Source organism: Chelatococcus reniformis, from assembly GCF_014640075.1.
Lineage (GTDB): Bacteria > Pseudomonadota > Alphaproteobacteria > Rhizobiales > Beijerinckiaceae > Camelimonas > Camelimonas reniformis.
Genome location: NZ_BMGG01000002.1, coordinates 797,054 through 807,233, shown reverse-complemented (window position 1 = coordinate 807,233; position 10,180 = coordinate 797,054). Strand labels below are relative to the sequence as shown.

At 65.6% G+C, this 10,180-nt stretch carries 21 protein-coding genes; all 21 read left to right on the top strand.

What is annotated here, in order from left to right; translation table 11 throughout:
• Positions 1 to 759 (top strand): elongation factor Tu (locus tag IEW34_RS08170; RefSeq protein ID WP_188608630.1); only part of this gene is annotated, 759 nt, incomplete at its 5' end.
• A 142-nt stretch (positions 760 to 901) separates the two neighbouring features.
• Positions 902 to 1,210: a 30S ribosomal protein S10 gene (gene rpsJ / locus IEW34_RS08165; protein ID WP_188608688.1), complete on the top strand. Its 309-nt coding sequence runs from the start codon at positions 902 to 904 to the stop codon at positions 1,208 to 1,210.
• A 49-nt stretch (positions 1,211 to 1,259) separates the two neighbouring features.
• Complete coding sequence (gene rplC / locus IEW34_RS08160) at positions 1,260 to 2,012, top strand: 50S ribosomal protein L3 (protein ID WP_188608629.1); 753 nt, start codon at positions 1,260 to 1,262, stop codon at positions 2,010 to 2,012.
• The gene (rplD, locus tag IEW34_RS08155; RefSeq protein ID WP_188608628.1) at positions 2,012 to 2,632 is read left to right on the top strand and encodes a 50S ribosomal protein L4; all 621 of its coding nucleotides are present in this window, start codon (positions 2,012 to 2,014) and stop codon (positions 2,630 to 2,632) included. Before rplC ends, rplD begins: the two co-directional genes overlap by 1 nt.
• A complete protein-coding gene (locus tag IEW34_RS08150; protein ID WP_188608627.1) occupies positions 2,629 to 2,940 on the top strand; it encodes a 50S ribosomal protein L23 in 312 nt (103 codons plus the stop codon). The genes rplD and IEW34_RS08150 overlap by 4 nt, the downstream gene beginning before the upstream one ends.
• A 22-nt stretch (positions 2,941 to 2,962) precedes the next feature.
• A complete protein-coding gene (gene rplB, locus IEW34_RS08145) occupies positions 2,963 to 3,799 on the top strand; it encodes a 50S ribosomal protein L2 (RefSeq protein WP_188608626.1) in 837 nt (278 codons plus the stop codon).
• 11 nt (positions 3,800 to 3,810) lie between these two features.
• A complete protein-coding gene (rpsS, locus tag IEW34_RS08140; RefSeq protein ID WP_188608625.1) occupies positions 3,811 to 4,089 on the top strand; it encodes a 30S ribosomal protein S19 in 279 nt (92 codons plus the stop codon).
• 2 nt (positions 4,090 to 4,091) lie between these two features.
• Positions 4,092 to 4,472 (top strand): 50S ribosomal protein L22, encoded by a 381-nt coding sequence (gene rplV / locus IEW34_RS08135; protein WP_188608624.1) that lies wholly within the window; start codon positions 4,092 to 4,094, stop codon positions 4,470 to 4,472.
• A 10-nt stretch (positions 4,473 to 4,482) separates the two neighbouring features.
• On the top strand, positions 4,483 to 5,193 hold the full coding sequence (rpsC, locus tag IEW34_RS08130) for a 30S ribosomal protein S3 (protein ID WP_188608623.1): 711 nt from the start codon (positions 4,483 to 4,485) through the stop codon (positions 5,191 to 5,193).
• A 26-nt stretch (positions 5,194 to 5,219) separates the two neighbouring features.
• Positions 5,220 to 5,633: a 50S ribosomal protein L16 gene (rplP, locus tag IEW34_RS08125; RefSeq protein ID WP_188608622.1), complete on the top strand. Its 414-nt coding sequence runs from the start codon at positions 5,220 to 5,222 to the stop codon at positions 5,631 to 5,633.
• A gap of 11 nt (positions 5,634 to 5,644) precedes the next feature.
• Entirely contained in the window at positions 5,645 to 5,854 is a 210-nt protein-coding gene (gene rpmC / locus IEW34_RS08120) for a 50S ribosomal protein L29 (RefSeq protein WP_188608621.1), read from the top strand.
• A gap of 10 nt (positions 5,855 to 5,864) precedes the next feature.
• Complete coding sequence (gene rpsQ / locus IEW34_RS08115) at positions 5,865 to 6,107, top strand: 30S ribosomal protein S17 (protein WP_188608620.1); 243 nt, start codon at positions 5,865 to 5,867, stop codon at positions 6,105 to 6,107.
• A 101-nt stretch (positions 6,108 to 6,208) separates the two neighbouring features.
• Entirely contained in the window at positions 6,209 to 6,577 is a 369-nt protein-coding gene (gene rplN / locus IEW34_RS08110) for a 50S ribosomal protein L14 (RefSeq protein ID WP_188608619.1), read from the top strand.
• Positions 6,577 to 6,894, top strand: coding sequence for a 50S ribosomal protein L24 (gene rplX / locus IEW34_RS08105; RefSeq protein ID WP_188608618.1), 318 nt, complete (start codon positions 6,577 to 6,579; stop codon positions 6,892 to 6,894). The genes rplN and rplX overlap by 1 nt, the downstream gene beginning before the upstream one ends.
• On the top strand, positions 6,887 to 7,537 hold the full coding sequence (gene rplE, locus IEW34_RS08100) for a 50S ribosomal protein L5 (protein WP_188608617.1): 651 nt from the start codon (positions 6,887 to 6,889) through the stop codon (positions 7,535 to 7,537). The genes rplX and rplE overlap by 8 nt, the downstream gene beginning before the upstream one ends.
• Positions 7,538 to 7,580: 43 nt before the next feature.
• Positions 7,581 to 7,886, top strand: a complete 306-nt coding sequence (gene rpsN, locus IEW34_RS08095) for a 30S ribosomal protein S14 (RefSeq protein ID WP_188608616.1) — start codon at positions 7,581 to 7,583, stop codon at positions 7,884 to 7,886.
• A gap of 13 nt (positions 7,887 to 7,899) precedes the next feature.
• Positions 7,900 to 8,298 (top strand): 30S ribosomal protein S8, encoded by a 399-nt coding sequence (gene rpsH, locus IEW34_RS08090; RefSeq protein WP_188608615.1) that lies wholly within the window; start codon positions 7,900 to 7,902, stop codon positions 8,296 to 8,298.
• A 35-nt stretch (positions 8,299 to 8,333) separates the two neighbouring features.
• Positions 8,334 to 8,867 (top strand): 50S ribosomal protein L6, encoded by a 534-nt coding sequence (gene rplF / locus IEW34_RS08085; protein ID WP_188608614.1) that lies wholly within the window; start codon positions 8,334 to 8,336, stop codon positions 8,865 to 8,867.
• 9 nt (positions 8,868 to 8,876) lie between these two features.
• On the top strand, positions 8,877 to 9,239 hold the full coding sequence (gene rplR, locus IEW34_RS08080; protein ID WP_188608613.1) for a 50S ribosomal protein L18: 363 nt from the start codon (positions 8,877 to 8,879) through the stop codon (positions 9,237 to 9,239).
• Between the two features lie 169 nt (positions 9,240 to 9,408).
• Positions 9,409 to 9,972: a 30S ribosomal protein S5 gene (gene rpsE / locus IEW34_RS08075; protein WP_188608612.1), complete on the top strand. Its 564-nt coding sequence runs from the start codon at positions 9,409 to 9,411 to the stop codon at positions 9,970 to 9,972.
• A gap of 11 nt (positions 9,973 to 9,983) precedes the next feature.
• Positions 9,984 to 10,178, top strand: coding sequence for a 50S ribosomal protein L30 (rpmD, locus tag IEW34_RS08070; protein ID WP_188608611.1), 195 nt, complete (start codon positions 9,984 to 9,986; stop codon positions 10,176 to 10,178).
• Positions 10,179 to 10,180: the final 2 nt, after the last annotated feature.

The following is a 10,180-nucleotide window of genomic DNA, read 5'->3' as shown; positions in this document are numbered from 1 at the left end:
GAGCTTCTGGAGCTGGTGGAGCTTGAGATCCGCGAGCTGCTGTCGAAGTACGACTTCCCGGGCGACGACATTCCGATCGTGAAGGGCTCGGCGCTGTGCGCGCTGGAGGACCGCAACCCGGATATCGGTCACGCGGCGATCCTGAAGCTGATGGACGAGGTCGACGCCTACATTCCGCAGCCTGAGCGTCCGGTCGACATGCCGTTCCTGATGCCGGTGGAGGACGTGTTCTCGATCTCGGGCCGCGGCACGGTGGTGACGGGGCGGGTCGAGCGCGGCATCGTGAAGGTGGGCGAGGAAGTCGAGATCGTCGGCATCCGTCCGACGCAGAAGACGACGGTGACGGGCGTCGAGATGTTCCGCAAGCTGCTGGACCAGGGCCAGGCGGGCGACAACATCGGGGCGCTGCTGCGCGGTACGAAGCGCGAGGACGTGGAGCGCGGCCAGGTGCTGTGCAAGCCGGGCTCGGTGAAGCCGCACACGAAGTTCAAGGCGGAAGCGTACATCCTGACGAAGGAGGAGGGCGGTCGTCACACGCCGTTCTTCACCAACTACCGCCCGCAGTTCTACTTCCGGACGACGGACGTGACCGGCGTGGTGACGCTGCCGGAGGGCACCGAGATGGTGATGCCGGGCGACAACATCGCCATGGAAGTGACGCTGATCGCGCCGATCGCCATGGAGGAGAAGCTGCGCTTCGCCATCCGTGAGGGCGGCCGCACCGTCGGCGCCGGCGTCGTCGCATCCATCATCGAGTAAGACGCAAGAACCGGGTGCGGCGAGGCCGCACCCCACAAGGCGGCCAGCGCCGTCCCTCGCCGGCATGCATTGGCATGCAGGCATTTCATTTCGGTGCTGTGCCCCATTCACTTGAAGTAGTCGGGCCGGAGGGGTCCTTATGATCAACGGTCAGAATATCCGCATCCGCCTCAAGGCGTTCGATCATCGTATCCTCGATGCGTCGACCCGTGAGATCGTTTCGACGGCCAAACGGACTGGGGCGCAGGTACGGGGGCCGATCCCGCTGCCGACGCGCATCGAGAAGTTCACGGTCAACCGTTCGCCGCACATCGACAAGAAGTCGCGCGAGCAGTTCGAGATGCGCACTCACAAGCGCGTGCTCGATATCGTCGATCCGACTCCGCAGACGGTGGACGCGCTGATGAAGCTCGACCTCGCCGCCGGCGTGGATGTGGAAATCAAGCTCTGACGAGCGGCGCGCCCGTCGGTTGTCGGAGCACGCCCTAGAGGATTGGCAAATGCGCTCAGGCGTCATTGCACAGAAGGTGGGGATGACACGCATCTTCACTGATTCAGGAGAGCACGTTCCAGTGACGGTGCTGAAGCTCGACCAGTGCCAGGTGGTCGCGCACCGCACGGTCGAGCGCAACGGCTATACGGCTCTGCAGGTCGGCTCAGGCCTCGCCAAGGTCAAGAACGTGAGCCGCGCCGAGCGCGGGCACTTTGCCGTGGCCAAGGTGGAGCCGCGCCGCAAGGTTGCCGAATTCCGCGTCGAGCCGGATCATCTGATCCCCGTGGGCGCCGAAATCACGGCCGACCACTTCGTCGCCGGCCAGTTCGTCGACGTCACCGGCACCACGACGGGCAAGGGCTTTGCCGGTGGCATGAAGCGCTGGAACTTCGGTGGCCTGCGCGCGACCCACGGCGTGTCGATCTCGCACCGTTCCATCGGCGGCACCGGCGGCCGTCAGGATCCGGGCAAGACGTTCAAGAACAAGAAGATGCCGGGGCATCTCGGTGACGAGCGCGTGACCACGCAGAATCTGCGCGTCGTGCAGACCGACGTCGAGCGCGGCCTCATCCTCGTCGAAGGCGCCGTTCCCGGAGTCGCCGGCGGCTGGATCATGGTGCGCGACGCGGTCAAGCGGCCGCTGCCGAAGGAAGCGCCGTTGCCCGGTAAGTTCCGGGCGCGTGACGATGCCGACGGGCAGGCTGACGCCGCCGAGGCTCCGGCCGAGGCTCCCTCGACCGACGGTCAGGAGACGACGTGATGAAGCTCGATGTCACCACGCTCGACGGCACGAGCGCGGGCCAGGTCGACCTCGACGAGGCGATCTTCGGTCTGGAGCCGCGCGTCGACTTGATCCACCGCTACGTGCGCTGGCAGTTGGCCAAGCGGCAGGCGGGTACGCACAAGACCCTCGGCCGCGCCGAGATCTCGCGTACGACGCGCAAGATGTACAAGCAGAAGGGCACCGGCAGCGCACGCCACGGCTCGGCCAAGGCGCCCCAATTCCGCGGCGGCGGCAAGGCCTTCGGACCGGTGGTGCGCGACCATGGCCATGACCTGCCCAAGAAGGTCAGGGCGCTGGCGCTCAAGCACGCCCTCTCTGCCAAGGCCAAGGACGATGCCATCGTCGTGCTCGACAGCGCGGCGCTGGCCGAGGCCAAGACCAAGGCGCTGCGTGCGCAGCTCGGCAAGCTGGGCTTCGCCAATGCGCTGATCGTCGACGGCGCCGAGATGGACGGCAACTTCTGCCTCGCCGTCCGCAACATTCCCGATGTGGACGTGCTGCCGGTCACCGGCATCAACGTTTACGACATCCTGCGCCGCGACAAGCTCGTGCTGACCAAGGCGGCAGTGGATGCGCTGGAGGCGCGCTTCAAATGAGCCGCGAATCTCGTCCCACCGACGTCCGCCATTACGATGTGATCCTGAGCCCGGTGATCACAGAGAAGGCGACGATGCTCTCGGAGCACAACAAGGTCGTGTTCCGCGTTGCCAAGACCGCGACCAAGCCCGCCATCAAGGCGGCGGTCGAAAAGCTCTTCGACGTCAAGGTGGCGAGCGTCAACACGCTGGTCACCAAGGGCAAGGTGAAGCGCTTCCGCAACACGCTCGGGCAGCGCTCGGACGTGAAGAAGGCGGTCGTGACGCTCGTCGACGGGTTCTCCATCGACGTGACGACGGGCCTCTGAGCGGACACGGAAAGCTGCAGCTATGGCACTGAAATCCTTCAATCCGATCACGCCGAGCACGCGCCAGCTGGTGCTCGTCGACCGTTCGGAGCTCTACAAGGGCAAGCCGGTCAAGACTTTGACCGAGGGCAAGTCCAATTCCGGCGGCCGTAACAACAACGGTCGCGTCACCGTCCGCTTCCGCGGCGGCGGCCATAAGCGGACTTATCGGCTCGTCGACTTCAAGCGGCGTGGCAAGGCGGGGGTGAGCGCTAAGGTGGAGCGGATCGAGTACGATCCCAACCGCACCGCCTTCATCGCGCTGATCCGTTACACCGACGACGAGCTCTCCTACATCCTGGCGCCGCAGCGGCTGGCGGTGGGGGACACGGTGGTGGCGGGCGATCAGGTGGACATCAAGCCTGGCAACGCAGCGCCGCTCGGCAACATGCCGATCGGCACGATCGTCCACAACATCGAGACGAAGATCGGTAAGGGTGGCGCGCTGGCGCGGTCTGCCGGCACCTACGCCCAGATCGTCGGTCGCGACCAGGGCTACGTCATCCTGCGGCTCAACTCGGGTGAGCAGCGGCTGGCGCACGGCCAGTGCTACGGCACGGTGGGCGCGGTGTCGAACCCCGACCACATGAACACCAACATGGGCAAGGCCGGCCGCACGCGGTGGCTGGGCTGGCGGCCGCACAACCGCGGCGTCACGATGAACCCGATCGACCATCCGCACGGCGGCGGCGAAGGCCGCACCTCCGGTGGCCGTCACCCGGTGACCCCCTGGGGTCTGCCGACCAAGGGCAAGAAGACTCGCTCCAACAAGCGGACCGACGCCTTCATCGTCTCGAGCCGCCACAAGCGGAAGAAGTAAGGAACGGCACGATGGCACGTTCGGTTTGGAAAGGTCCGTTCGTCGACGGATATCTGCTCAAGAAAGCAGACGCTGTGCGCGCCTCCGGGCGCTCGGAGGTGGTCAAGATCTGGAGCCGGCGCTCCACGATCCTGCCGCAGTTCGTGGGCGTGACGTTCGGCGTCTACAACGGCCACAAGCATATCCCGGTGATGGTCACCGAGGAGATGGTCGGCCACAAGTTTGGCGAGTTTTCCCCGACGCGTACCTTCCATGGTCACGCGGCGGATAAGAAGGCGAAGAGGAGGTAAGCATGGGTAAGGCAGCCGCCCCCCGCGCGCTCGCCGACAACGAGGCCAAGGCCGTTGCGCGCAACCTCCGGGTATCGCCGCAGAAGCTGAACCTCGTTGCCGCGCTGATCCGTGGCAAGAAGGTGTCGACGGCGCTGGCGGACTTGGAGTTCAGCCGCAAGCGCATTGCCGTCGATGTGCGCAAGGCGCTGGAGAGCGCCATTGCCAACGCCGAGAACAACCACGACCTCGATGTGGACGACCTCGTCGTTGCCGAGGCGTTCGTCGGCAAGTCGCTGGTTATGAAGCGCTTCCACGCCCGCGCCCGCGGTCGCGGCGCCCGCATCGAAAAGCCTTTTGCGAACCTCACCATCGTGGTTCGCGAAACGCCAGCCACAGCCTGAGGACGGGACAATGGGTCAGAAGGTCAATCCGATCGGGCTTCGTCTCGGCATCAACCGCACTTGGGATTCCAGGTGGTTCGCCCGCAAGGGCGAGTACGGGCAGCTGCTGCACGAGGACATCCGCATCCGCGATACGCTGCGCAAGATGCTGAAGCAGGCGGCGGTGTCGAAGATCGTCGTCGAGCGTCCGCACAAGAAGTGCCGCGTGACGATCTACTCGGCGCGTCCGGGCGTCGTCATCGGCAAGAAGGGCGCCGACATCGACAAGCTGCGCCGCACCGTGGCAAAGATGACCGACGCCGACGTCGCCATCAACATCGTCGAGGTGCGCAAGCCGGAGATCGACGCCACCCTGGTGGCCGAGTCGATCGCCCAGCAGTTGGAGCGTCGTGTCGCCTTCCGTCGTGCCATGAAGCGCGCGGTGCAGTCGGCCATGCGCCTGGGCGCCGAGGGGATCCGGATCAACTGCGCGGGTCGTCTGGGTGGTGCCGAGATCGCACGCATGGAGTGGTACCGCGAGGGACGCGTTCCGCTGCACACGCTGCGCGCCGATGTCGACTATGGCACCGCCACCGCGTTCACCACCTACGGCACGTGCGGGATCAAGGTTTGGATCTTCAAGGGCGAGATCCTCGATCATGACCCGATGGCGCAGGACAAGAAGATGAACGATGACGGCGGCCGTTCGCAGGGTCGCCGCGGGGCCGACGCGTCCCATTGAGGACGCGACGGTGAGGAGCAGGACACATGCTGTCGCCCAAGAAGACCAAGTTCCGCAAGCAGTTCAAGGGCCGCATTCACGGCGTCGCGAAGGGCGGGACGGACCTCAATTTTGGCGAGTTCGGGCTGAAGGCGCTCGAGCCTGAGCGCGTCACTGCGCGCCAGATCGAGGCCGCCCGACGCGCCATCACGCGCCACATGAAGCGCGCCGGCCGCGTCTGGATCCGGATCTTCCCGGACGTGCCGGTTTCGGATAAGCCGACCGAGGTGCGCATGGGCAAGGGCAAGGGCGCGCCGGACTATTGGGCGGCGCGCGTCAAGCCGGGCCGCATCATGTTCGAACTCGACGGCGTGAACGAAGAGATCGCGCGCGAGGCCCTGCGTCTCGGCGCGGCCAAGCTGCCGATCAAGACGCGCTTCATTCAGCGCATCGCCGACTGAAGAGACGAGCCATGAAGACCACGCAACGGCTGGCCGACCTCAAGCGGCTGTCGAAGGACGAACTCCACGACGAGCTGCTGAAGCTCAAGAAGGAGCAGTTCAACCTGCGCTTCCAGCGGGCGACAGGCCAGCTCGAGAACACGAATCGCGTGCGCGAGGTCCGTCGTGACATCGCCCGCATCCGGACGTTGCAGCGCACCGCTGCCGTCCCCCAGGCTTGAGGAGGCGGGGATGCCGAAGCGCGTTCTCCAGGGCACCGTCGTCAGTGACAAAGGCGACAAGACCATCGTAGTGAAGGTGGAGCGGCGCTTCACCCATCCGCTGCTGAAAAAGACCGTTCGCCGCACCAAGAACTATCATGCCCACGACGAGGGCAATGCGTTCAAGGTGGGCGACGTGGTCCGCATCGAGGAATCGAAGCCGATCTCCAAAACCAAGTCCTGGGTCGCCTTGGCGAGCGACGCCGAGGCCTGACCGATCAATCCAACGGCGAGGGGACGCCAGATCCCCGTCAGACGTAGTCCGGCGCCAGCGAGGCACCGGAAACCGGCTGAGACAGAGAAAGGATCTTTGCCATGATCCAGATGCAGACCAACTTGGACGTCGCGGACAACTCCGGCGCGCGTCGGGTGATGTGCATCAAGGTGCTAGGCGGCTCCAAGCGGAAGTACGCCGGCGTGGGCGACGTGATCGTCGTTTCCGTCAAGGAGGCGATCCCGCGTGGCCGCGTCAAGAAGGGCGACGTGATGAAGGCGGTCGTCGTGCGCACCGCCAAGGACATCCGTCGCGCCGACGGCTCCGTGATCCGCTTCGACCGCAATGCCGCGGTTCTGATCAACAATCAGAAGGAGCCGATCGGCACCCGCATCTTCGGGCCGGTGCCGCGCGAGCTCCGGGCCCGCAATCACATGAAGATCATTTCGCTCGCGCCCGAGGTGCTCTGATGGCCGCGAAAATCAAGAAGGGCGACAAGGTCGTCGTGCTCACCGGCCGTGACCGTGGCAAGACGGGCGAAGTCATCCAGGTTCTGCCGAAGGACGAGCGTGCGCTCGTCCGCGGCGTCAACATGGTCAAGCGCCACCAGCGCCAGTCGCAGAGCCAGGAAGGCGGCATCATCAACAAGGAGGCGCCGCTGCACCTGTCGAACCTGGCTGTGGCCGATCCCAAGGACGGCCAGCCGACCCGCGTGGGCTTCAAGGTGCTGGACGATGGCCGCAAGGTGCGCTTCGCCAAGCGTTCGGGAGATCTGATCGATGGCTGACGTCAAGGACAGCAGGAAGGTCGCCAAGGAGAAGGCTCCGAAGGCGGCCAAGGGCGATGGCGCCCCGAAGAGCGGCTCGCGTCCGCGCCTGCCGGAAGGCTATGCGCCGCGCCTGCGCAAGTACTACGACGAGGTGGTGCGGCCCAAGCTCATCGAGGAGTTCGGCTACAAGAACCCGCTGGAAGTGCCGCGCCTCGACAAGATCGTGCTCAACATGGGCGTCGGCGAGTCGGTGAACGACTCCAAGAAGGCCAGCACCGCTGCGGCCGATCTCGGTCAGATCGCCGGCCAGAAGGCGGTCGTCACTCGGGCCCGCACGGCGATCGCGTCCTTCAAGGTCCGCGAGAACATGCCGATCGGTGCCAAGGTGACGCTGCGCAAGGTGCGTATGTACGAGTTCGTCGACCGTCTGATCAACGTGGCGCTCCCGCGGGTGCGCGACTTCCGTGGCCTCAATCCGAAGTCGTTCGACGGGCGCGGCAACTTCGCCCTCGGCATCAAGGAGCACATCGTGTTCCCGGAGATCGACTACGACAAGGTCGATAGCATGTGGGGCATGGATGTGATCGTGTGCACCACGGCCAAGACCGACGCCGAGGCGCGCGCGCTGCTCAAGCATTTCAACTTCCCGTTCCGGCAGTGAGCAGGCCTGCCTGCTCAGACGCGGACACCGGAGACCACTAGATATGGCAAAGAAGAGTTCAGTCGAGAAGAACAACCGCCGGCGCAAGCTCGTGGCTCGCTATGAGGGCAAGCGCACGCGGCTTCTGGCAATCGCAGAAGACCGCAACAAGCCGATCGAGGAGCGCTTCGAGGCGGTTCTCAAGCTGGCGCAGTTGCCGCGCAACGCCAACCCCACGCGCATCCGCAACCGGTGCGAGGTGACGGGTCGGCCGCGGGCCTACTACCGCAAGCTCAAGATGTCCCGTGTCGCGCTGCGCGAGCTTGGCTCGCAGGGCATGATCCCGGGCCTCGTGAAGTCGAGCTGGTAAGGAGGGACCGATCATGGCAGTGAACGATCCGCTCGGCGATATGCTGACCCGTATCCGCAACGCGCAGATGCGCCGCCGCGGCCGGGTGACCAGCCCCGGCTCCACCCTGCGCGCCCGCGTGCTTGAGGTGCTGCAGCAGGAAGGTTACATCCGCGGTTACTCGACCACCGAGTACGGCAACGGCCGTACCGAGTTCGAAATCGAGCTCAAGTACTTCGACGGCCATCCGGTGATTCGCTCGATCGAGCGCGTCTCCAAGCCCGGCCGCCGGGTCTATGCGTCGGTCGACGCCATGCCGCGCGTGGCTGACGGCCTCGGTATCACCATTCTCTCGACGCCCAAGGGCGTTATGGCCGACCACGCGGCCCGTGAGAGCAACGTGGGCGGCGAAGTGCTCTGCAAGGTCTTCTGACCGGCGGCGCTGAACGAACCACGGGGGACGAAGAGATGTCTCGTATCGGAAAGAGGCCCGTGACCGTGCCGTCGGGCGTGACGGCAACGGTCGATGGGCAGCATGTCAAGGTCAAGGGCGGCAAGGGTGAACTGTCGTTCACCGTACCGCAGGACGTTGACGTGGCGTTGAATGACGGCGCCATCTCGGTGACGCCACGCGACGAATCCAAGCGCGCTCGCGCGATGTGGGGAATGTCGCGCTCGCGCGTCGCCAACTTGGTCGAGGGCGTGACGAAGGGCTTCGAGAAGAAGCTCGAGATCAACGGCGTGGGTTACAAGGCGGCGATGGCGGGCAAGTCGCTGAAGCTGTCCTTGGGCTACAGCCACGATATCGACTTTGCGATCCCGGCCGGCATCAGCATCACGACGCCGAAGCCGACCGAGGTGATCATCGCCGGTATCGACAAGCAGCAGGTTGGCCAGGTCGCCGCCGAGATCCGCGAGTTCCGCGGTCCGGAGCCCTACAAGGGCAAGGGCGTGAAATACGCCGGCGAATTCATCTTCCGCAAGGAAGGCAAGAAGAAGTAAGGAGCGAAGATGGCTGGGAATCTCAGTTCGAGCGATCGCCGCAAGGCGCGCGTTCGGCGCTCCCTGCGGGCGGCGGCCAATGGCCGCCCGCGCCTCTCGGTGTTTCGGTCGTCCAAGCAGATCTATGCGCAGGTGATCGACGACGCCAAGGGCAATACCATCGCCTCCGCCTCCACGCTGGAGAAGGCGATGCGCGAGGACCTGAAGACGGGCGCCACGGTCGATGCGGCCAAGGCGGTCGGCAAGCTCCTCGCGGAGCGCGCGGTTGCGGCCGGCGTCAAGGACGTCGTCTTCGATCGTGGGTCCTACATCTATCACGGCCGCGTCAAGGCGCTGGCCGATGCCGCCCGCGAAGGCGGTTTGAATTTCTGACGGCTGGCCCGAAGCTCGGGCGGCGCGGTGTCCGGCCTCGGTAGGGCCGGATTTGCCGTTGCTGTGAGAGAGCGTGGGGATCAGCCTCGGAGAAGTGTCGTCGTTTTGCGGCGGATGATACGAAACATCGAGCGAGCGGGACGCCGCATCCCGCGGAAGTGAGATAGGCATGGCAAGAGATAGGCAATCGCGCGAGGAGCGCGAGCGCGACAGCGAATTCGTGGACCGTCTCGTCCACATCAACCGCGTCGCCAAGGTGGTGAAGGGCGGCCGGCGCTTCGGCTTCGCGGCGCTCGTCGTGGTCGGCGACCAGAAGGGGCGCGTCGGCTTCGGCCACGGCAAGGCCCGCGAGGTTCCCGAGGCGATTCGCAAGGCGACCGATGCGGCTAAGCGCGCACTCGTGCGTGTGCCGCTGCGCGAGGGTCGCACGCTGCACCATGACGTCGCCGGCCGCTGGGGCGCTGGCAAGGTCGTGCTGCGCGCCGCGCCTCCCGGCACCGGCATCATCGCCGGCGGCCCGATGCGCGCCGTGTTCGAAACGCTCGGCATGCACGACGTCGTGGCCAAGTCGCTCGGCTCGTCCAATCCCTACAACCTGGTGCGCGCCACCTTCGATGCCCTGAAGCACGAAGACAGCCCGCGCTCGGTCGCCGCACGCCGCGGCCTCAAGGTGTCCACGCTGCAGTCCCGCCGCCGTGATGCCGAGGTCGAGGTTGCCGGTGCCGAAGCCTGAGGGAGGACGGCATGACACAGCAAGGCAAGACCGTCACCGTCGAGCAGATCGGCAGCCCGATCCGTCGCATCGCCACGCAGCGGCAGACGCTGATCGGCCTCGGTCTCAATAAGATCAGCCGGCGCTCCACGCTGCCCGATACGCCCGCCACACGCGGCATGATCGAGCGGGTGAAGCACCTCGTTCGCGTCGTGGACGGGGAGTGAAC